Origin of the sequence: Pseudoxanthomonas winnipegensis, assembly GCF_004283755.1 — a bacterium.
Lineage (GTDB): Bacteria > Pseudomonadota > Gammaproteobacteria > Xanthomonadales > Xanthomonadaceae > Pseudoxanthomonas_A > Pseudoxanthomonas_A winnipegensis.
Map to the genome: position 1 here is coordinate 21,945 of NZ_SHMH01000014.1, position 20,577 is coordinate 42,521.

The following is a 20,577-nucleotide window of genomic DNA, read 5'->3' on the forward strand; positions in this document are numbered from 1 at the left end:
GAGGAGTTAGAAGCGTGGAAACGCTTTCTGCCGACTCGGCATGAGCACATGCCGCGTCGTTATCACGCGCTGGAGTCTTCGGCTTCGCCGCCGGCATCCAGACGCCGGCTCTCTCGGCGCGGCGCGGTGAACGGGGTCGGCGTGGCCGGTGCGGTATTGCCGATCAGCAGCGGAATGCCGGCGCGGACATCGCCGGCGGCGACCTCCAGATCGAAGCGCTCGGCGTCCAGCCGGCGCACTTCGCTGGCCGTGCGCGCCGCCACGTCCTCGTCCACGCCCATGGCCTCCAACGCGGCCTGGCCGAAGCGCACTGCCGATTCGAAGGTCTCGCGGATCTGGAAGTCCACTCCGGCCGCGACCAGCTTGAGCGAATGCTCGCGGTCGAAGGAGCGCGCCAGCACTCTGGCCTGGGTGAACTCCTGCTGGGCCAGTTCGACGATCAGGCTGGTGGTCTCCGGCCTGTCGGTGCAGATGGCGATCAGGCGCGCGGTGGACGCACCGGAGGCACGCAGCACGTCCAGGCGCGTGCCGTCGCCGAAGAACACCTTGAAGCCGAACTCCTCGGCGCTGCGGATCATGTCGATGTCGCTGTCGATGATGGTCACATCGATGTCGCGCGCCAGCAGCGACTGGCTCATGACCTGGCCGAAGCGACCGAAGCCGATGATCAGCACGCTGCCGCTCTGGTCGTGCACCGCCTCGATGCCCTCCATCGAGGCGGTCGCCTGCGGCATGAAGCGGCGCGCCACGAGCACCACCAGCGGGGTGAGCACCATCGACAGCACCACCACCGCGGTCATCGTCGCGCTGATGGTGGGGTCGATCAGGCCGGCGGCCAGCGCGGCGGCATAGAGGACGAAGGCGAACTCGCCGCCCTGCGCCATCAGCACCGCGCGGTCCAAGGCCTCGCCATGGCTGCTGTGGGTCAGGCGCGCGACCACATAGATGCACAGCGCCTTGGTCACCATCATCGCCACCACCAGCCCGGCGACGACCAGCGCGTTGTTGGCCACCACCGACAGGTCCAGCGACATGCCGACCGAGAGGAAGAACAGGCCCAGCAGCAGGCCGCGGAATGGCTCGATGTCCGCCTCGATCTGATGGCGGAACGTGGACTCGGACAGCAGCACGCCGGCCAGGAACGCGCCCATCGCCATCGACAGGCCGCCCAGCTGCATCAGCAGCGCTGCGCCCAGCACCACCAGCAGGGCGGCGGCGGTCATCACCTCGCGCGCCTTGGCCCGCGCCAGCAGCCGGAACAGCGGATTGAGCAGCCACAGCCCGGCGGCGATCAGCCCGGCCAGGCAGGCCACGCTGATGCCGATGGACATCCCGCGCGAATGCCCCCCGCTCTCGGCCGGCAGCGGCGAGAGGAACGCGACCAGCGCCAGCAGCGGCACGATCAGCAGATCCTCGAACAACAGCACCGCGACGATCTTCTGCCCATGCGGCAGCGCGATATCGCCGCGCTCGCCGAGCAGCTGCATGACGATCGCGGTGGAGGTGAGCACGAAGCCGGCCGCACCGACGAAGGCCACCGCCCCATGCAGGCCGAACAGCACGCCCACGCCGGTCAGCGCCGCGGTGCACAGCGCGATCTGCAGCGAACCCAGGCCGAAGATCTGCCTGCGCAGGCCCCACAGATGCGAGGGCCGCATCTCCAGCCCGATCACGAACAGGAACAGCACCACGCCCAGCTCGGCCACGTGCAGGATGGACTGCGGATCGTTGAACCAGCCCAGCCCGAACGGGCCGATGACCAGGCCGGCGGCCAGATAGCCCAGCACCGAGCCCAGGCCCAGACGGCGGAACAGCGGGACAGCGACCACCGCCGCGCCCAGCAGGGCGACCACGTTGACCAGTTGGCTGGATTCGGATTCGACGCTCATGCACCGAGTCTAACGGCGCATGTCAGCGCTGCAATGTGCGCCGTCGCGGATCAGTGTGTGCTGACCTGCTTGTCAGGCGGGCCGCCACGCGCGGCGGTTTCCAGCGACGCCGTGACGATCAGCACCACCGTAGTCAGCGCGTTCAACCACAGCAGCCCCAGCGACTGCGCCAGGCACGCCAGCGGCAGCAGCAACGCAAGCCCGATCAGATGCGAGAGCGGAAAGCGCCCATAGACCGCGCGCTTGTACAGCCCGTTGCCCGCCAGGAACAGCCCCGGCCCGGCCAGCATCACCAGCACGAAGGCCAGCGTCATGTGGCCATGCGGATGGGCGATCATCAGATCGTTGCCGACCGCAGTGACGATGACGCTGCCGACGATGGCCACGTGCAGATAGTGGAACAGCGCGCCGTAGCGGCCCGGATCGTCGGCCTGGACGATGACCTCGGTCGCATCACGCACGGCGATGTTGAAGTACAGCCACCACATGGCCAGGCTGCCGACGAAGGCCGTGGCGAAGGCGATCATCTCCGCCGCGTCCCAGGCCGGCGCATGGGCCAGCGTGGCGCCGGTGATCAGGATCGATTCGCCCAGGGCCACGATCACGAACAGCGCACAGCGCTCGACCAGGTGGCCGCCCTCGATGGTCCACTCGCGCGCGCTGTCCGACCGTCCCAGGCCGGGCACGGGAAAGCCGAACATCGGCGAGATGTACTCGCACGCCACCGCCAGGCCCCACGGCAACAGCCGCCAGCCCGGCTCGGCCAGGCCGCCGCCGATCCACAGCGCCGCGCACAGGATGGCCCAGGCCAGGATGCGGCTGAAGTTCGGCCCCAAAGGATGGTCGCCCAGCTGCAGGCGCAGGAACAGTGCCCGCCCCACCTGCATGACCGCATAGCAGGCGGCGAACAGCAGAGCGCGCTCGCCGAAGGCCTCCGGCAGTGCGGCGGCGAACAGCAGCCCCACGCCCATCAGCGCGAACAGCATCACCCGGATCGGCCGGGTCTCCGGGTCGAACCAGTTGGTCATCCAGCAGGTGTACTGCCAGCCCAACCAGACCGCGAACCACAGCAGCAGCGCCTGGGCCGCCCCCAGCAAGCTCAGATGCCCGAGCAGGAAGTGCGAGACCTGGGTGACGGCGAACACGTAGACCAGGTCGAAGAACAGTTCGGCGTAGCTGACCTTGGCCTCGCTGCCATCGCGCACGCGCAGCAGCGGATGCGGCGTGGTCGCGGCCGGGACATCGCGCACGGGCGCGTGCCCGTGGCTCATGGCCAGACGCCGCGACGCGGCAGCTTGAGCGCCAGCACCCAGGCCAGCGCGACCGGCACGAGGAAGATCAGCGCCTGGATCGGCGCCTCCTCTTCCAGCGTGTAGCCATGCGCCAGGCCAGTGCGCAGATTCCACAGCACCGCCAGCAGCCACAGCGCGGTGAAGCCGATCGCGCCCTGGCGGCGCAGGCGCGCCGGCATGCGCAGCAAGATGCCGAGCGCGATCAGCAGCCCGGCCACGATCAGGATCAGGGTACGCATGGGGTGCGGCGCGTCTCGGGCAGGAGGATGGCCGGCACGTTAGCGCAAGGCGGGCGCATGCCGCACCTCTTCGCCGGCCGCCTCAGGGTGCCGCGGCGCCGCACACCGGGCAGTCGGGATCCGGCGGCAGGGCCAGCTCGTGGAAGCGCATGCCCAGCGCGTCGAAGCCCAGCAGCCGCCCGGCCAGCGATTCGCCCAGGCCCAGCAGCAGCTTGATCGCCTCGGTCGCCTGCAGCAGGCCGATCACGCCGGGCAGCACGCCGAGCACGCCGGCCTGCGCGCAGTTCGGCGCCAGCGCGGGCGGCGGCGGCGCGGGGAACAGGCAGCGATAGCACGGCACCTGACCCCGCCGGCGCCCGGCGTCGAACACGCTCACCTGCCCTTCGAAGCGCTGCACCGCGCCGTATACCAGCGGCCTGGCCTGGCGCACGCAGGCGTCGTTGAGCAGATAGCGCGTGGCGAAGTTGTCGGCGCCGTCGATCACCACGTCCACGCCGTCGAGCAGCGTATCGACGTTGTCGGCCGTGACGCGCGCGGCCACCGCGTCGATGGCGATGTCCGGATTGAGCGCCTGCAACGTCTGCGCCGCCGAGCTCACCTTGGGCTGGCCGATGCGGTCCTCGCCGTGCAGGATCTGGCGCTGCAGGTTGCTGCGCTCGACCACATCGTCGTCGGCGATGCGCAGCCGGCCCACGCCGGCCGCCGCCAGATAGTAGGCGGCCGGCGATCCCAGCCCGCCGGCGCCGACGATCAGCACGCGCGCATCGCGCAGACGCTGCTGGCCGGCCGGGCCGACTTCCGGCAGCAGCAGATGGCGCGAATAACGCTCGGCGAAGCGCGCCTGCTCGGCGTCAACGAGCGGCATGACCAGGGGCAGACTGTCGGCGATCCAGCGCGTGGTGCCGCCCTCGACCGAGGCCACGCGCAGATAGCCGCGCTCCAGCAACGCCTGCGCGGCGGCGAGCGAGCGCGCCCCGCTCTGGCAGATCAGCAGGACCTCGCGCGACAGATCGGGCAGGTGCGTCCGCGGCGCGGCCTCCAGGACGGCGCGTTCGATGCCCAGCGCGCCTTCGGCCTGGCCCTGCGCGCGTTCGTGTACCTCGCGCACATCTATCAGCACCGCGCCGGCGGCCTGACGCGCGCGCGCCTGCGCGGGCGTGAGCAGTTCGATCTTCATCCCCAGGATTATCGTCGACGCCGTGTCATGCCGGCATCGGCGCCCCGAGCGCGTAGATCGCACGCCTGCTCGATGCTCGGTGGGCGCCACTGTCTCTTCCGATCACAGCACGCCCTCCCTGTAGAGCGGAGCTTGCTCCGCTGCTCTTCGTCCGGTGGGAAAGCCCCAGCGGAGCAAGCGGGGCCGCCCCAGCGGTCAGTATGGCAGCACCGTCACCGGCGTCCCCGCCGCGTAATCTCGCTCCCCCGCCTCCAGCACGATCAGCGCATCGCTGTCGGCCGCCCCGCGCAGCTGGTGCGAGGCCTCGGCCGGATTGGGTTCGACCAGCAGCACGCCCGTCTCGCCGCTGCGCAGCCGTCCGCGCAGGAACTCCAGCCGATCGTGCGTTTTGCGCCAGTCGCTGGCCAGGCAGGCGGTGAACCGCGGGCGCGGCTCCGCCCTGCCCTGCAGCGCATCGATCAGCGGCCGCCCCAGCGCCAGGAAGGTCGCCAGCACCGAGACCGGATTGCCCGGCAGACCGAGCATCAAGGCCCGCTCCAGCGCGCCGAACAGCACCGGCATGCCGGGCTTGATCCGCACCTTCCAGAAATGCACCTGGCCCTGCGCCTGCAGCAACCCGGGCAGCAGATCGCGCTCGCCGGCCGAGACCCCGCCGGCGGTGATCACCAGGTCGAACGCGCTGGCCGCATCGCGCAGCGCGGTCTCCACCCGCTGCGGATCGTCGGGCAGGCGCGGCCAGGCGACCGGCTCCAGGCCGAGCTGGCGCAGCAGGCCCATGAGCAGGTCGCGGTTGCTGTCGTAGATCTGCCCCGGCGCCAGCGGCATGCCCGGCTCGACCAGCTCGTCGCCGGTGGAGAACACGGCCACGGTCGGCTTCGGAAAGACCGCCAGGTCGGCATGGCCGAGCGCGGCCGCCAGCGACACGCGCGCCGGGGTCAGCACCTGGCCGGCCTCCAGCACCTGCGCGCCGGCCTGCACGTCCTCGCCGGCGCGGCGGATGTCGTGGCCCTCCTGAATCCCCGCCGGCACCGTGACGCGCGCGCCATCGACCTGGACCCGCTCCTTCATGACCACCGCATCGGCGCCGCCCGGCAGCGGCGCGCCGGTGGTGATGCGCGCACACTGGCCGGGCTGCAGCACCAGGCCGGCCTCGGGTCCCGCGAACTGCTCGCCGGCCAGCGTCAGCGCGGTCGGCGCCTCGGGCGAGAGGTCGGCGCTGCGCACCGCGAAGCCGTCCATGCGGCTGTTGTCGAACGGCGGCAGCGGGAACTCCGCGCCGACCACCTGCGCCAGCACGCGGCCATCGACGCGCTGGATCGCCAGCCGTTGCGGCGTGGCGCGATGCTGCGCACCGATCCGCGCCACGATCTCCAGCGCCTGCGCGTAATCGATGCGCGTGGGGAACGTCATGGGCTTACTTGCCGCGCTTGACGTGGCGGATCAGGCGCTTCTTCTTGGCGATCTGGCGCTCGGTCAGCACGTTCTTCTTGCCCTCGTAAGGGTTGGCGCCCTCGCGGAACAGGAAGCGCACCGGCGTTCCGACCAGCTTGAAGCGCTTGCGGAAGAAGTTCTCCAGGTAGCGCTTGTAGGACTCGGGCAGCACCTTCAGGCGTGTGCCGTGGACGATGAACGTCGGCGGGTTCTCGCCGCCCGGATGCACGTAGCGCAGCTTGGAGACATGGCCGCGGATGCTCGGCGGCGGGTTGGATTCGTAGGCGATCTCCAGCGCGGTGTTGACCTCGCTGGTGCTGAAGGTCTTGGTGGCCGAGGCATGCGCGCGATGGATGGCGCGGAACAGCTCGCGCAGGCCCGAGCCGTGCTTGGCCGAGATGCGCACGGCCTCGGCCCATTCGACGAAGCCCAGCTTGCGCGAGAGCAGCTGTTCGGCCTGCTGGCGCTGGTAGTCGGTCAGCCCGTCCCACTTGTTGACCGCCACCACCAGGGCGCGGCCGGCGTCGAGGATCGCGCCCAGCACGCTGGCGTCCTGGTCGGTCACGCCTTCGCTGGCGTCCAGCAGCAGCACCGCGACCTGGCACTGCTCGATGGCCTGCAGCGTCTTGACGATGGAGAACTTCTCCACCACCTCGTCCACGCGGCCCTTGCGGCGCAGGCCGGCGGTGTCGACCAGCCGGTACAGGCGGCCCTCGCGCTCCAGGTCCACTGCGATGGAGTCGCGCGTGGTGCCCGGCACCTCCGAGGCGATCATGCGCTCCTCGCCCAGCAGGCGATTGACCAGCGTGGACTTGCCCACGTTGGGCCGGCCGACGAAGGCGATGCGCATGCGCTGGGGGTCTTCGTCCAGCAGTTCGCCTGCGCCCTCGGCTGGGACGCGTTCGAGCACCTCCTCGACCAGTTCGTCCACGCCCTGGCGATGCGCGGCCGAGAGGGTCAGCACATCGGCGAAGCCGTAGCGCGCGAAATCGGCGCGGGCGGCCTCCTCGTCCACGCCGTCGATCTTGTTGAGCACCAGCAGGGTCGGCCGCGCGGTCTTGCGCAGCCAGGCCAGGATCTCGTCATCCAGCGCCGAGGCGCCTTCGCGCGCATCGACGATGAACAGCACCAGGTCGGCCTCGGCCGCGGCCGCGCGCGACTGGCGCGCGGTGGCGCCGGCCAGGCCCTCCTCGTCGCCGGCGATGCCGCCGGTGTCGACCAGCACGAACGGGGTCTCCGGCTGCAGCCGGCACACGCCGTAGTTGCGGTCGCGGGTCACGCCGGGCTGGTCGTGCACCAGCGCGTCGCGGGTGCGCGTGAGCGCATTGAACAGCGTGGACTTGCCCACGTTGGGGCGGCCCACCAGGGCGACGAGAGGCAGCATTGGAAACCAGACCTGGAAGGCGAAGAACGAGCGGGGGCCGGTGCCGGCGGCCCGCCGCACGGACCCGGCGGCGCGGCCATGGGCACGCGGCGAAGGCGGCACAGGATACGAAAACGGGGAGCCGGACGCATGTTCCGGCTCCCCGCGGGTCTTGCGTGGAAGGCTTACTTGATGCGGAACGCGGTCAGCTTGCCGTCGATGTTCTGGACCAGCAGCACGCCATCGGCGACCACCGGGGTGGCACGGATCGGGTCGCCGCCGGCGCGTTCGCGCGCGGCCAGCTCACCGTTGTCCAGGCGCAGCCAGTGCACGTAGCCGTCGTAATCGCCGACCACCGCGTAGTCGCCCTGCACCGCCGGCGCGGTCAGCGCGCGGCGCAGCAGCTTCTGGTTGGACCACAGCGAACCGCCGCTGGTCTTGTCCAGCGCCCACACCACGCCGCCCTTGTCCGAGAGCACGACGCTGGACGGGGCCAGGCCCAGGCCGGCCACGCCGCCCTTGTCGCGGCTCCACATCGGGCGACCGCTGGGTCCGTCGATGGCCAGGGTCGCGTTCTTATAGCTGGAGGCGTAGAGCGTGGTGCCGTCGATCACCGGCGGCCCGTCCACGTCGGCCATGCGGTCCAGCTCGGTGCGGCCCTCGGGCTGGCCCACGGTCTGGTCCCACAGCGCATGGCCGTCGTTGAGCGCCAGCGCGGTCATGGTGCCGTCGTCGTTGCCCACGAACACCAGGCCCGGGCCCAGCGTGACCGGGCCGTTGCCGCGCACGGTCAGCGCCGGCTGCTCGCGGTTCCAGAACCAGCGGCGCACGCCGTCGGTCACCTGGAAGCACAGCACCTGGCCGTCGTTGGCGTGCACCAGCACGTTGCCCTGGCCGATGGTCGGCGGGGCGATGATCTCGTTGCTGGCCTTGGCGGTCCACTTCTCCTCGCCCGTGGCCGGGTCCAGCGCGAAGAGCTTGCCCGACAGCGTGCCGACCACCACCAGCCCGTCGCCAGCGCCGACGGCCGAAACGCGCTCGTCCTTCATCTTGTGGTGCCACAGTTCCTTGCCGGTCTGCAGATCCAGCGCCTTGATCCCGCCCTCGATCGCCGCGGCGTAGACGTGGCCGTCGGCCACGGCCGGACCCTCGCGCACGCCGAGCAGCTTCTCGCCCTTGCCCACGCTGGTGGACCAGAGCTTGTCGACCTGGATGCTGGGCTCGAACTTCTCCAGCTTGACCGGCTCGGTGGCGGCCTTCTCGGCGGCCTTCTTGTCGTCGGTGAACCAGCCCTTGACCGTGCTGCAACCGGACAGGACCGCCACCAGCGCGACCACGGCGGCCGCACGCTTCATGTTCACAACCACTTTCATCAGATCGACTCCGCGGACCCGGGCGGCGTGCCGCCGGCGTTGGTGAGCTTGATTTCGACCATCTGGCGCTGCGGCGAGGCCACGTCCAGGCTGGTCAAGGCTTTCAGATAGGTCTCGCGGGCCTGGTCGCGCTTGCCCGCCAGGACCAGCGCATCGCCGCGCACTTCCAGCGCCGAGGCGCTGTCGTAGGAGGCCAGCAGCTTGATCGCCTCGTCCTGCTTGCCCGCGGCATTGAGCAGGCGCGCGGCGTGCAGGTCGGCGTACGGCTTGACCGGCGAATCGGCCTTGACCGCCTTGAGCGTCGCCAGCGCGGCGTCGTTCTGCTTGGCCTTGACCTGCGCCTGGGCCAGCTGCAGCAGCGCCAGCTCGGTGTAGATCGAATCGGCGTCGTGCTTCTGCAGCGCGGCGACCTTGTCCTGCGCGGCCTTCAGATCGGCGCCGCCGATGGCCTTCACCGCCTCGGCGTAGCTGGCATAGCCGGCCTGCGACTGCTGCTCGCGGTGCTGGCCGTACCACTTCCATCCAAAGATCAGCGCCAGCCCCAGCGCGATACCGCCGATAATCCCGGCGCCGTTGTTCTTGAGCCAATTGCGGACGCGCTCACTCTGCTCGTGCTCGTCCAGCAGGTCATCGATTGCCATGCGTACTCTCGCCCCGCCATTGCGCGGGGTCATCTAATTGCGACAGGTGGACCCTCGCGGGTCAGTCCTGAACCGGCGCGAGTGATCCGTCGGAGGATACCGCAAAGCGCGCCACGTTGGCCCGCTGATACGGCGTCAGGTCCACCGTACTCCCGGCTCGCTGAACCTGAACCGCGTTCGCATTGCCCAGTTTGACCCGGGCCACCTGCCCGGCCTGGAAGCTGCGCGTCTGGCCGGCCTTGAGCAAGCCGCGCTCCAGGCTCTGGCCATCGGGGCCCTGCACGTCGACCCAGCTGTCGCCGCTGAAGGTGAGCGTCAGCGCGGCGGCCGCCGGCGGGGTCTCACGGGTCAGGCGCGGGGCCATCGAGGCGGTGATCGGGGCGTTGTCGGGCTCGACCTGCGGCGCGGGCGCCGGGGCGGCCACGGGCGCGGCGGCGGTGACGTTGGAGGGCGCCAGCGGCGCCATCGCCTTGGGCACTTCGTCCAGCGAGGCGGTCTTCAGCGCCGGCTTGCCCGAATTGTTGGAGACCACCAGCCAGAACGGCACGGCGAAGAAGCACACCGTGATCACCACATACACCGCGCGGCGCGCGGTGGACTCCAGCACGCGCTGGTAGCGCGGGGTGTGGGTGCGGCTGACCAGTTCCACCGGGCGCACGGCCTGCAGCAGCGACTGGTCCAGGTAGGCGCCGATGTCCACGCCCAGGGCGCGGGCGTAGCTGCGTACGTGGCCGCGGACGAAGACAGGGGCGCCCAGCGCCTCCCAGTGGCCGGATTCGAGAATCTCGACCACCCTGGCCGGCACCTTGAGCCTGGTGCCCGCCTGGGCGACGGTCATGCCCTGCTGCTCGCGCGCCTGGCGCAGCAGCGCAGCGATCTGCGCCTGCTGCGCTTCGCCGGACGCGGGTTGGGTCGTGTTGCGATCCATCATGGTCTTGCACTATCCCCGGGACTTGCCGCAGCGGCTTGTGGGAACTCCGCCCGCAGACGCTGTCGATATCTCTCGGCGGCAGCCTTGTCGCCAAGCCTGTTCTCAATGTCAGCCGCAAGTTGTAACACGCTTGCGTCGACGGGTGCAGCCGCGATGCGCCGCTCGATGAAGGCGCGCGCGTCCATGTCGTGGCCGATCCGGTGTTCGTTGCGCGCCATCGACAGCAGCGCATAGGCATTGTTCGGGTCCAGCGCCAGCGCCTTGCGCAGGTCGCGCTCGACCCGCTCGTACTGGCCGGTCTGCAGGGCGCAGCCGCCGGCATTGGCCAGGGCCGCGGCCGGGGTCGGATAGCCCGGCGCGGCGATGGCGCGGTCGAACCAGACCAGCGCCTCGGCCGGATAGCCGTTGGCGCACAGCCAGGCCCCGTAGTTGTTCATCATGCCGCCGTCCCGCGGCGCCAGTTCGGCCGCCTGGCGGTAGTGCTCGCCGGCGCCCTTGGTGTCGCCGCGCGCGCCATCGACGATGGCCAGGATGGTGTGGGCCGCAGCGGACTTCGGGTTGGCGCGCAGCACCTTGTTCGACTCGCGCTCGGCGGTGTCCAGGTCGCCCACGCGCAGGCGCTGCTCGGCCATGCCCAGCGATTCGCTTTCCTCGATCCGCTTGCGCGTGGCCTTGTCGTCGCTGACGTGATAGTCGCTGGCCGGCGTCTGCACCGGCTTGACCCCGCCCTTGGGCCGCACGAAGGTCAGCCGCGAGCAGCCGGTCGCGGCCACGGCCACGAGCAGCCCGGCGAGCAGGAGGTTATGCGGCCGCATCGCCCAGGCCCTGCTCGCGCAGCTGGCGGTTGAACTCGGCCTGGCGCCGGGTGCGGTCCATGACCTGCCCCTTGAGCTGGCCGCAGGCCGCATCGATGTCGTCGCCGCGGGTGCGGCGCACCATCGTCAGCACCTGCGCATCGAGCAGGATCTTCTGGAACGCGCGGATCTGCGCCTCGTCCGAGCGCTCGTAGCGCGTGCCCGGGAAGGGGTTGAACGGGATCAGATTGACCTTGCCCGCCTCGCGCGACTGCATCTGGTTGCCGAACTGGCGCATCAGCCGCGCCAGCGAACGGGCGTGCTCGGGCTGGTCGTTGACGCCCTTCATCAGGGTGTACTCGAAGGTGATCGAGTCGCGCTTGGGGCTGGCCTTGAGATAGCGCGCACAGGCGGCCATCAGCTGCTCGACCGGGTACTTCTTGTTGAGCGGCACCAGCTGGCTGCGCAGCTCGTCCTGCGCCGCATGCAGGGAGACCGCCAGCGACACGTCGCTCTCGGTGGAGAGGCGGTCGATCATCGGCACCATGCCGGCGGTGGACAGCGTCACGCGCTTGCTGGCCAGGCCGTAGCCCAGGTCGTCGCGCATGATGCTCATGGCGCGCACGACGTTGTCGAAATTGGCCAGCGGCTCGCCCATGCCCATCATCACCACGTTGGTGAGGCGACGGATCTGCGCCGGCACGTTGCCCAGGTGGCGCGCGGCCACCCAGACCTGGCCGATGATCTCGGCCGTGGACAGGTTGCGGTTGAAGCCCTGCGTGGCGGTCGAGCAGAACTGGCAGTTCAGCGCGCAACCGACCTGCGAGGACACGCACAGCGTGCCGCGGGTCTTGTCCGGGATGTAGACCGTCTCGATGGCATTCTTGCCATCGGCGCCCATCGACAGCAGCCACTTGTGCGTGCCGTCGGCGGAGGGCTTGTCGAACACCACGTTCGGCACCACCACCTCGGCGTGCTGCTGCAGCTTGGCGCGCAGCGGCTTGCCCAGGTCGGTCATGCCGTCGAAGTCGGTGACGTAGCGGTGGTGGATCCACTTCATCACCTGGTGGGCGCGGTAGCGCTTCTCGCCGAGGGTCTCCTCGAAGAAGCGCTCCAGGCCGGCCCGGTCCAGGTCGAGCAGATTCTGCTTGCGCGCCGGCGCACCGGCGAGCGGCTCGCCGGTGGTGGTCACGCTGGGAATCGGCGCGATCTGGCTCATCGAAGGCTCAGCGCGAGACCACTTCGGTGGCGGCGAACCAGTACGCCACTTCGATCGCCGCATTCTCCAGCGAGTCCGAACCATGAGCGGCGTTGGCGTCGATCGAATCGGCGAAGTCGGCGCGGATGGTGCCCGGCGCAGCGTCCTTCGGATTGGTGGCGCCCAGCAGCTCGCGGTGCGCGGCCACGGCGTTCTCGCCTTCCAGCGCCTGGATCATCACCGGGCCGGAGATCATGAACTCGACCAGCGCGTTGAAGAACGGGCGGTCCTTGTGCACGGCGTAGAAGCCCTCGGCCTCGCGGCGCGACAGCTGCTTGTACTTGGCGGCCACGATTTTCAGGCCGGCCTTCTCGAAGCGGGCGTAGATCTCGCCGATGACGTTCTTGGCGACGGCATCGGGCTTAATGATGGACAGGGTGCGCTCCAGCGCCATGAGAGTTCTCCGAAGTTCGGGGCCAGGTCGACCCAAGTTGGCTTAAGAAAAAACCCGCGTGGAAACGCGGGCTTGAATTTGATTTCTGCGGCAATTCTAACGGATTGCAAGACCGCTTGCATCTGTCCGCAGGCGTCTTTGACGCACTGCAACATGACATCCGGATCGGGCTCGGCGCAAACTCAAACAAGCGTTTGATTCAGAGCCCCCCGTTCGCATGGTCACCGGCACCCAGTTCTCGACCAAGGACCGCATTCTCGGCGCCGCCGAGGAGCTGTTCGCCCTGCATGGCTTCGCCGGCACCTCCCTGCGCCAGGTCACCACCCGGGCCGACGTCAACATCGCCGCGGTCAACTATCACTTCGGCTCCAAGGAGAACCTGGTCAACGAGGTCTTCCGCCGGCGCATGGACGTGATGACCGCTGCACGCCTGGGCCAGCTGGAACAGGCCCTCAAGCGGCCCGGCGAGCTGGAGCCCATCCTGGCCGCCTTCGTCGAACCGGCCCTGGCCATGGCCCAGGACGGCCAGGGCGGCGGCGCCTTCGTGCGTGTGATCGCCCGTGCCTACGCCGAGAAGAACGACAACCTGCGCAAGTTCCTCTCCGACCACTACGGCCATGTCCTGCGCGAGTTCGCCAAGGCCATCGCCGCCTGCCTGCCGGGCCTGAGCAAGCAGGAGCTGTACTGGCGCCTGGACTTCCTGGCCGGCGCCCTGACCTATGCCATGGCCGACTTCGGCCTGATCAAGCGTCCCGCCGGCGTCACCGAAGCGGCGCATCGTGAACTGGCCGCCCGTGAACTCATCCGCTTCGCCGAGGCCGGCTTCCGCGCCGGCAGCGTTCAAGCGTAATTTCAATCAAAACAAAGGTTTGTTGAATATGTCTGAGAAACTGCTTGTACGCCGCGCCGCCGTGCTCGGCGCCGGCGTGATGGGCGCGCAGATCGCGGCCCACCTGACCAATGCGGGCGTGGACACGATCCTGTTCGACCTGCCCGCCAAGGAGGGCCCGGCCAGCGGCATCGTGCTCAAGGCCATCGCCAACCTGGGCAAGCTCTCCCCCGCCCCGCTGGCGGCCAAGGGCCTGGCCGAGGCCATCACCCCGGCCAACTACGGTAGCGACCTGGACCTGCTGCGCGGCTGCGACCTGATCATCGAGGCCATCGCCGAGCGCATGGACTGGAAGCAGGACCTCTACGCCAAGATCGCCCCGTACGTGGCCGACCACGCCGTGCTGGCCTCCAACACCTCGGGCCTGGGCATCAACAAGCTGGCCGAGGTGCTGCCCGAGCAGCTGCGCCACCGCTTCTGCGGCGTGCACTTCTTCAACCCGCCGCGCTACATGCATCTGGCCGAGCTGATCCCGGCCAAGGGCACCGACAAGGCGGTGCTCGAGGGCCTGGAGAGCTTCCTGGTCACCACGCTTGGCAAGGGCGTGGTCTATGCCAAGGACACGCCGAACTTCATCGGCAACCGCATCGGCGTGTTCTCGATCCTGTCCACCATCCACCACACCCAGGAATTCGGCCTGGGCTTCGACGAGGTCGATGGCCTGACCGGCCCGCTGGTCGGCCGGCCGAAGTCGGCCACCTACCGCACCTCCGACGTGGTCGGCCTGGACACCATGGCCCATGTCATCAAGACCATGGCCGACACCCTGCCCGACGACCCGTGGCATGCGTTCTTCAAGTCGCCCAAGTGGCTGGAGGCCCTGATCGCCAAGGGCGCGCTGGGCCAGAAGACCGGCGCGGGCATCTTCCGCAAGGTCGGCAAGGACATCGTGGTACTCGATCTGGAGCAATTGAAGAGTCTGGCCAAGGATGGCCAGGCTTCTGCGGAGGGATCCGCAGGTGCCTACCGCACGGCCGACCGTGGCGCCGCGCCGGAAGTGGTCGAGATCCTGAAGATCAAGAACCCGGCCGAGAAGTTCGCCAAGCTGCGCGAGAGCCAGCACCCGCAGGCCCAGTTCCTGTGGGCGACCTTCCGCGACCTGTTCCACTACAGCGCCTACCACCTGGCCGATATCGCCGAGACTGCGCGCGATGTGGACCTGGCCATCCGCTGGGGCTACGGCTGGTCGCTGGGCCCGTTCGAGACCTGGCAGGCCGCCGGCTGGAAGCAGGTGGCGCAGTGGATCGCCGACGACATCGCCGCCGGCAAGAGCATGAGCAGCGCGCCGCTGCCGAACTGGGTGTTCGACGGCCGCGACGGCGTGCACGGTGCGGAAGGCTCCTACAGCCCGGCCAAGGACGCCAAGCTGCCGCGCTCGGCGCTGCCGGTCTACAAGCGCCAGCGCTTCCCCGATCCGGTGCTGGGCGAGCAGTACCCGCAGGGCGAGACGGTCTACGAGAACGACGGCGTGCGCCTGTGGCACGACGGCGACGAGGTGGCCGTGGTCAGCTTCAAGACCAAGATGCACACCGTCTCGGACCAGGTGCTGGACGGGCTGCAGGAAGCCGTCGGCCGCGCCGAGCGCGACTTCAAGGGCCTGGTGATCTGGCAGCCCAAGGAGCCCTTCTCCGCCGGTGCCGACCTGGCCGGTGCGCTGGGTCTGCTGCAGACGGGCATGGTCGCCGAGTTCGAGGCGATGGTCGCCAACTTCCAGGCCACCAGTCAGCGCATCAAGTATTCGCTGGTGCCGGTCGTGGCCGCCGTGCGCGGCCTGGCGCTGGGCGGCGGCTGCGAGTTCCAGATGCACAGCGCCAAGACCGTGGCCGGTCTGGAGAGCTATATCGGCCTGGTCGAGGCCGGCGTGGGCCTGCTGCCCGCCGGCGGCGGCCTGAAGGAACTGGCCGCGCGCGCCTCGGCGGCCGCGGGGCCTGGCGGCGATGTGTTCGCCGAGCTGAAGAAGACCTTCGAGACCATCGCCATGGCCAAGGTCTCCAATTCGGCCGTCAATGCCCAGGAGCTGGGCCTGCTGCGTCCGACCGACAAGATCGTGTTCAACGCCTACGAGTCGCTGTACATCGCCAAGCAGGAGGCGGCGGCGCTGGCCGAGTCCGGCTATCGCCCGCCCCTGCCCGCGCGCCGCATCCAGGTCGCCGGCGACGTCGGCATCGCCACCTTCAAGATGATGCTGGTCAACATGCTGGAAGGCCGCTTCATCAGCGAATACGACTACGAGATCGCCACCCGCATCGCCACCGTGCTGTGCGGCGGCGAAGTGGATCGTGGCGCGGTGGTGGACGAGGACTGGTTGCTCAGGCTGGAGCGTCGCCACTTCGTCGAACTGGCCCAGCAGGAAAAGACCCAGGCGCGGATTGGGCACATGCTCAAGACGGGTAAGCCGCTTAGGAACTGAGATTGGGGATTTGGGATTGGGGATTCGTAAAAGCGAGTCTCCATACCCAACCACTCTCGCCTCCAACAAATTCATCCGCCGGGCAGATGCATTCGGACACCAGGATCCGCTCCAACGAATCCCCACTCCCGAATCCCCAATCCCGGCTCTCGGAGAAAGCCAAATGACCAAGCAGATCCAGGACGCGTACATCGTCGCCGCCACCCGCACGCCGGTCGGCAAGGCGCCCAAGGGCATGTTCCGCAACACCCGTCCCGACGACATGCTCGCCCACGTGCTCAAGGCCGTGGTCGCACAGGCGCCGGGCATCGACCTGGGCCGCATCGACGACGCCATCATCGGCTGCGCCATGCCCGAGGGCGAGCAAGGCATGAACGTGGCGCGCATCGGCGTGCTGCTGGCCGGCCTGCCCAACACCGTGGCCGGCCAGACCATCAACCGCTTCTGCTCCTCCGGCCTGCAGGCCGTGGCGCTGGCCGCCGACCAGATCCGTCTGGGCAATGCCGACCTGATGCTGGCCGGCGGCACCGAGTCGATGTCGATGGTGCCGATGATGGGCAACAAGGTCGCCCTGTCGCCGTCGGTGTTCAAGGACGACCACGTCGCCATCGCCTACGGCATGGGCATCACCGCCGAGAAGGTGGCCGAGGAATGGAAGGTCTCGCGCGAGGAGCAGGACGCCTTCGCCCTGGCCTCGCACCAGAAGGCCATCGCCGCGATCCAGGCCGGCGAGTTCGCCTCGGAGATTACTCCGTACGAGATCCACTCCTACCAGCCCAACCTCGCCGACGGCAACACTATCGCCCTGCGCAAGCTGCGGGTGGAACACGACGAAGGTCCGCGCCCGGACAGCTCGCTGGAAGGCCTGGCCAAGCTGCGCCCAGTGTTCCGCAACGGCCAGTTCGGCGGCAGCGTCACGGCCGGCAACTCCTCGCAGATGAGCGACGGCGCCGGTGCGGTGCTGCTGGCCTCCGAGCAGGCGATCAAAGACTACGGGCTGACCCCGCTGGCGCGCTTCGTCAGCTTCTCCGTGGCCGGCGTACGCCCGGAAGTGATGGGCATCGGCCCGATCGCGGCGATCCCCAAGGCGCTCAAGCAGGCCGGCCTGACCAAGGACCAGCTGGACTGGATCGAGCTCAACGAGGCTTTCGCCGCGCAGTCGCTGTCGGTGATCCGCGACAGCGAGCTCGACCCGTCCAAGGTCAATCCGCTGGGCGGCGCCATCGCCCTGGGCCACCCACTGGGCGCGACAGGTGCCATCCGCACCGCGACCATCGTCCACGGCCTGCGCCGCCGCCAGCAGAAGTACGGCATGGTGACCATGTGCATCGGCACCGGCATGGGCGCGGCGGGCATCTTCGAAGCGCTTTGAGACTGGCGGGGTACGCCTCGTCCGACGACAACGCCGTAGGCGCTGGTGGCAGCCGTGCGTGGAAGATCAGCAATAGTGATCAGCGGCGGTGATGGAGTTCGGGGTTGTTGTGGGAGCCGCCATGGCGACGATCGGGCCTTACCGGTAAAGCTTCATCGCCGCCATGGCGGCTCCCACGGCATCAGTTGGCAGCGAACGTTGCGCTGGTGAAATCGTCGGCTCGGGCCTCGCCGGAGGCTTCCGGATCTGGAAACGAAAAAGGCGGCCTGTGGCCGCCTTTTTCGTGGTCGCAGCTAGCCCGCGCGTAACGGACTCAGTCCTCGCGCACACCCAGTTCCTTGAGCGCTTCGCGCATCGCCTTGGCCGCCGCTTCGCCGATCTTCTCGCTGTGCAAGGCGTAGCTGATGGTCGCCTCGACCAGGCCGATGTGCGCGCCGCAGTCGAAGCGGGTGCCCTTGAAGCGATACGCATGCACCGGCTTCTGCTGGAGCAGCGTGGCGATCGCATCGGTCAGCTGGATCTCGCCGCCGGCGCCCGGCTTGGTGGCTTCCAGCAGCTTGAAGATGCTGCCATCGAGCACATAACGGCCGACCACGCCCAGGTTGCTCGGCGCATCGGCCGGCTTGGGCTTTTCCACCATGGCGGTGATCTTGCCGCTGCGGTCGTTGAACGCCTCGGTGGCCACGATGCCGTAGCTGTCGGTCTTGTCCGGGGCGACGTCCTGCACCGCGATCTGGCTGGCGCCGGTGGCCTCATGGGCATCGGCCATCTGCTTGAGCGCGCCGGCGCCGCTGCGGTTGACGATGAGATCGTCCGGCAGCATCACCGCGAACGGCTCCTCGCCCACGATCGGCTTGGCGCACAGCACCGCATGGCCCAGGCCCAGCGCCTCGGGCTGGGTGACGAAGATCGCGCGCACGCCATCGGGCAGCGGCTTGCGAACCTTCTCCAGCAGCTCGTGCTTGCCGGACTGCTCCAGGCGGTGCTCGAGCTCGTAGGCCTTGTCGAAGTAATCGCCGATGGCGTGCTTGTAGCGGTTGGTGACGAAGATCAACGTATCGCAGCCGGCCTCGACCGCCTCATCGACGGCGTACTGGATCAACGGCCGGTCGATGATCGGCAACATCTCCTTCGGCACGGTCTTGGTGGCCGGCAGGAAGCGCGTGCCAAGTCCGGCGACGGGGAAGACTGCCTTGCGAATACGTTGGGTCATCGGTGGTTCCTGGCCTCTCGAGTAGGGAATTGGACGACGGTGTTCATGGCCTCGTGCTCCGGCGCCGGGATGAACTCCGGGATCGCCGCATGCAGCACGCGGCGCATGGTTTCATCATCGTAATCGGCGACAGCTTGACGCAGCTGTTGCAATGCCCGCGTGACAGCCTCGAGCGAGACGTCGCGGGCGCGGGCCTCGAGGATCTTCGAATGCGCGGTCGGCCGGTACAGCTCCTCGGCATGGAACAGCGTCTCATGCAGCTTCTCGCCGGGGCGCAGGCCGGTATAGGTGATGGCGATGTCGCGCCCGGGCTGCTTGCCCGCCAGGCGGATCATCTGCTCGGCCAGGATGCGGATCGGGATCGGCTCGCCCATGTCCAGCGTGTAGATCGAAGCATGCGCGGCGCTGGCGGCGGCCTGCACGATCAGCTGGCATGCCTCGGGGATGGTCATGAAGTAACGGGTGACGTCCGGATGGGTCACCGTGACCGGGCCGCCGGTGCGGATCTGCTCGCGGAACAGCGGCACCACCGAACCGGCCGAGTCCAGTACGTTGCCGAATCGCACCGTGGTGAAACGCGTGCCGCCGCCCCGCTCGTCCAGGCTCTGGCAGGTCATCTCGGCCAGGCGCTTGCTGGCGCCCAGCACGTTGGCCGGGTCCACCGCCTTGTCGGTGGAAATGAAGACGAAGGTGCCGACCTTGGCCTCGCGGCAGGCGCGCGCCATGGTCTCGGTCACCAGCACGTTGTTGCGGATCGCCTCGCGCAGCTGGCCTTCGAGCAGCGGCACGTGCTTGTAGGCGGCCGCGTGGAAGACCGCGTCGGGCTGGACGATGGCCAGCGCGCGGCGAATCGCCGCCGGATCGCCGCAGTTGCCCAGGAACGGGATCACTTCCAGATCGGGGAAGGCCTTGGTCAGCGCCTGGTGCGAGCGGATCAGCGCCCATTCGCTGATTTCCATCAGCGCGATGCGGGCCGCACCGTGGCGCGCGCACTGCCGGCACAGCTCCGAGCCGATCGAACCACCGGCGCCGGTCACCAGCACCGTGCGGCCACCCAGCCAGCCGCGGATCAGCTTCCAGTCCGGGGTCACCGGCTTGCGGCCGAGCAGGTCGTCGATCGCGACCTCCTTCAGCTCGCCCGGCATCGAGCGGCCTTCCAGGATGTCGACCAGACGTGGCACCGTGCGGAACGGCAGCCCGGCGTTCTCGCAGATGCCGACCACACGCTGCATCTGCGAGGCGTCCAGCGAGGGCATCGCGATCACCACCAGGCGCGCGGCGGTTTCGCGCGCGATGTTGGCGGCATCGTCCAACTTGCCCAGCACCGGCACGCCACGCAGCTTGGTGCCCTGCAGCTTCTCGTCGTCGTCCAGCAGGCCGACCGGCTCCCAGGCGCCACTACGGCGCAGGTCGCGCAGCAGCGCCTCGGCGGCGCGGCCCGCGCCCAGGATCAGCACGCGCTTGGCGCGCACATCGACCGCGTCGGCGACCTGATGGTCCTTCCAGGCCCGATAGAGCAGCCGCGGCAGGCCGAGCAGGCCGACAAGACCGAACGGGTACAGCAGCAGCGCCGCGCGCGAGACCGCGTCGATGCGGTTGTAGATCACCAAGCAGATGGCGATGGCGAGCAGGCCGATCAGGCCCGCCTTGAAGATGTTGGCCAGGTCAGGGACGCTGGCGAAGCGCCACAGGCCGCGATACAGGCCGACGCGCCAGAACACGATGCCCTGCGCGATCAGGACGATGGCGCTTTCGGTGGACCACCACGGCAGCGGCGGCGCGCCCGGCACCATGGCGTAACGCAGCCAATGCAGTCCGTGCCAGCACAGCCACACCATCAGCAGGTCGTGGCACACGATCGCCACGCGCGGCACGGTGACCGAGAGGCGCGAGCGCCAATTCTTCATGCAG

The 20,577-nt window shown here is 69.0% G+C and carries 17 protein-coding genes; 3 read left to right on the plus strand and 14 right to left on the minus strand.

The annotated features are described in order from the left end of the window. Positions 1–62 precede the first annotated feature (62 nt). From EAT51_RS19560 to ndk, 12 genes are all read right to left on the minus strand, one after another. Positions 63–1,889, minus strand: coding sequence for a monovalent cation:proton antiporter-2 (CPA2) family protein (locus EAT51_RS19560; protein ID WP_130518636.1), 1,827 nt, complete (start codon positions 1,887–1,889; stop codon positions 63–65). Positions 1,890–1,939: 50 nt separating this feature from the next. Next, a complete protein-coding gene (locus tag EAT51_RS19565) occupies positions 1,940–3,160 on the minus strand; it encodes a low temperature requirement protein A (RefSeq protein ID WP_130518638.1) in 1,221 nt (406 codons plus the stop codon). Continuing rightward, positions 3,157–3,420, minus strand: a complete 264-nt coding sequence (locus tag EAT51_RS19570; protein WP_130518640.1) for a hypothetical protein — start codon at positions 3,418–3,420, stop codon at positions 3,157–3,159. Before EAT51_RS19570 ends, EAT51_RS19565 begins: the two co-directional genes overlap by 4 nt. 82 nt (positions 3,421–3,502) lie before the next feature. Further along, the gene (moeB, locus tag EAT51_RS19575) at positions 3,503–4,597 is read right to left on the minus strand and encodes a molybdopterin-synthase adenylyltransferase MoeB (protein WP_130518642.1); all 1,095 of its coding nucleotides are present in this window, start codon (positions 4,595–4,597) and stop codon (positions 3,503–3,505) included. Between the two features lie 195 nt (positions 4,598–4,792). Then, entirely contained in the window at positions 4,793–6,007 is a 1,215-nt protein-coding gene (locus EAT51_RS19580; protein ID WP_130518643.1) for a molybdopterin molybdotransferase MoeA, read from the minus strand. 4 nt (positions 6,008–6,011) lie between these two features. Further along, positions 6,012–7,412, minus strand: a complete 1,401-nt coding sequence (der, locus tag EAT51_RS19585; protein ID WP_130518646.1) for a ribosome biogenesis GTPase Der — start codon at positions 7,410–7,412, stop codon at positions 6,012–6,014. A 164-nt stretch (positions 7,413–7,576) separates the two neighbouring features. After that, positions 7,577–8,764, minus strand: a complete 1,188-nt coding sequence (bamB, locus tag EAT51_RS19590) for an outer membrane protein assembly factor BamB (RefSeq protein ID WP_130518648.1) — start codon at positions 8,762–8,764, stop codon at positions 7,577–7,579. Further along, complete coding sequence (locus EAT51_RS19595) at positions 8,764–9,405, minus strand: YfgM family protein (protein ID WP_130518650.1); 642 nt, start codon at positions 9,403–9,405, stop codon at positions 8,764–8,766. The genes bamB and EAT51_RS19595 overlap by 1 nt, the downstream gene beginning before the upstream one ends. Positions 9,406–9,466: 61 nt before the next feature. Next, positions 9,467–10,336: a RodZ domain-containing protein gene (locus tag EAT51_RS19600; protein ID WP_425478209.1), complete on the minus strand. Its 870-nt coding sequence runs from the start codon at positions 10,334–10,336 to the stop codon at positions 9,467–9,469. Then, on the minus strand, positions 10,333–11,151 hold the full coding sequence (pilW, locus tag EAT51_RS19605) for a type IV pilus biogenesis/stability protein PilW (protein WP_130518652.1): 819 nt from the start codon (positions 11,149–11,151) through the stop codon (positions 10,333–10,335). The genes EAT51_RS19600 and pilW overlap by 4 nt, the downstream gene beginning before the upstream one ends. Next, positions 11,138–12,349, minus strand: a complete 1,212-nt coding sequence (rlmN, locus tag EAT51_RS19610; protein WP_130518654.1) for a dual-specificity RNA methyltransferase RlmN — start codon at positions 12,347–12,349, stop codon at positions 11,138–11,140. The genes pilW and rlmN overlap by 14 nt, the downstream gene beginning before the upstream one ends. Positions 12,350–12,356: 7 nt before the next feature. Beyond that, a complete protein-coding gene (ndk, locus tag EAT51_RS19615) occupies positions 12,357–12,782 on the minus strand; it encodes a nucleoside-diphosphate kinase (RefSeq protein ID WP_130518656.1) in 426 nt (141 codons plus the stop codon). A gap of 217 nt (positions 12,783–12,999) precedes the next feature. On the opposite strand from ndk, the gene EAT51_RS19620 reads away from it, so the two are divergent. The 3 genes from EAT51_RS19620 to EAT51_RS19630 all read left to right on the plus strand — a co-directional run bounded on the left by EAT51_RS19620 (position 13,000) and on the right by EAT51_RS19630 (position 17,453). After that, on the plus strand, positions 13,000–13,632 hold the full coding sequence (locus tag EAT51_RS19620) for a TetR/AcrR family transcriptional regulator (RefSeq protein ID WP_130518658.1): 633 nt from the start codon (positions 13,000–13,002) through the stop codon (positions 13,630–13,632). 28 nt (positions 13,633–13,660) lie between these two features. Then, on the plus strand, positions 13,661–16,081 hold the full coding sequence (locus tag EAT51_RS19625; protein WP_130561925.1) for a 3-hydroxyacyl-CoA dehydrogenase/enoyl-CoA hydratase family protein: 2,421 nt from the start codon (positions 13,661–13,663) through the stop codon (positions 16,079–16,081). Positions 16,082–16,244: 163 nt separating this feature from the next. Further along, a complete protein-coding gene (locus tag EAT51_RS19630) occupies positions 16,245–17,453 on the plus strand; it encodes an acetyl-CoA C-acyltransferase (protein ID WP_130518662.1) in 1,209 nt (402 codons plus the stop codon). A 313-nt stretch (positions 17,454–17,766) separates the two neighbouring features. On the opposite strand, the gene galU is transcribed toward EAT51_RS19630, so the two are convergent. Both galU and EAT51_RS19640 read right to left on the minus strand, forming a co-directional pair. Continuing rightward, the gene (gene galU, locus EAT51_RS19635) at positions 17,767–18,666 is read right to left on the minus strand and encodes a UTP--glucose-1-phosphate uridylyltransferase GalU (protein ID WP_130518664.1); all 900 of its coding nucleotides are present in this window, start codon (positions 18,664–18,666) and stop codon (positions 17,767–17,769) included. Then, the gene (locus EAT51_RS19640) at positions 18,663–20,573 is read right to left on the minus strand and encodes a polysaccharide biosynthesis protein (protein ID WP_130518666.1); all 1,911 of its coding nucleotides are present in this window, start codon (positions 20,571–20,573) and stop codon (positions 18,663–18,665) included. Before EAT51_RS19640 ends, galU begins: the two co-directional genes overlap by 4 nt. Between the last annotated feature and the right edge of the window lie 4 nt (positions 20,574–20,577).

Coding starts and splice junctions, on each gene's coding strand:
- EAT51_RS19560 (WP_130518636.1), bottom strand. CDS start 1,889: ATGAGCGTCGAATCCGAATCCAGCCAACTGGTCAACGTGGTCGCCCTG.
- EAT51_RS19565 (WP_130518638.1), bottom strand. CDS start 3,160: ATGAGCCACGGGCACGCGCCCGTGCGCGATGTCCCGGCCGCGACCACG.
- EAT51_RS19570 (WP_130518640.1), bottom strand. CDS start 3,420: ATGCGTACCCTGATCCTGATCGTGGCCGGGCTGCTGATCGCGCTCGGC.
- moeB (WP_130518642.1), bottom strand. CDS start 4,597: ATGAAGATCGAACTGCTCACGCCCGCGCAGGCGCGCGCGCGTCAGGCC.
- EAT51_RS19580 (WP_130518643.1), bottom strand. CDS start 6,007: ATGACGTTCCCCACGCGCATCGATTACGCGCAGGCGCTGGAGATCGTG.
- der (WP_130518646.1), bottom strand. CDS start 7,412: ATGCTGCCTCTCGTCGCCCTGGTGGGCCGCCCCAACGTGGGCAAGTCC.
- bamB (WP_130518648.1), bottom strand. CDS start 8,764: ATGAAAGTGGTTGTGAACATGAAGCGTGCGGCCGCCGTGGTCGCGCTG.
- EAT51_RS19595 (WP_130518650.1), bottom strand. CDS start 9,405: ATGGCAATCGATGACCTGCTGGACGAGCACGAGCAGAGTGAGCGCGTC.
- EAT51_RS19600 (WP_425478209.1), bottom strand. CDS start 10,336: ATGATGGATCGCAACACGACCCAACCCGCGTCCGGCGAAGCGCAGCAG.
- pilW (WP_130518652.1), bottom strand. CDS start 11,151: ATGCGGCCGCATAACCTCCTGCTCGCCGGGCTGCTCGTGGCCGTGGCC.
- rlmN (WP_130518654.1), bottom strand. CDS start 12,349: ATGAGCCAGATCGCGCCGATTCCCAGCGTGACCACCACCGGCGAGCCG.
- ndk (WP_130518656.1), bottom strand. CDS start 12,782: ATGGCGCTGGAGCGCACCCTGTCCATCATTAAGCCCGATGCCGTCGCC.
- EAT51_RS19620 (WP_130518658.1), top strand. CDS start 13,000: ATGGTCACCGGCACCCAGTTCTCGACCAAGGACCGCATTCTCGGCGCC.
- EAT51_RS19625 (WP_130561925.1), top strand. CDS start 13,661: ATGTCTGAGAAACTGCTTGTACGCCGCGCCGCCGTGCTCGGCGCCGGC.
- EAT51_RS19630 (WP_130518662.1), top strand. CDS start 16,245: ATGACCAAGCAGATCCAGGACGCGTACATCGTCGCCGCCACCCGCACG.
- galU (WP_130518664.1), bottom strand. CDS start 18,666: ATGACCCAACGTATTCGCAAGGCAGTCTTCCCCGTCGCCGGACTTGGC.
- EAT51_RS19640 (WP_130518666.1), bottom strand. CDS start 20,573: ATGAAGAATTGGCGCTCGCGCCTCTCGGTCACCGTGCCGCGCGTGGCG.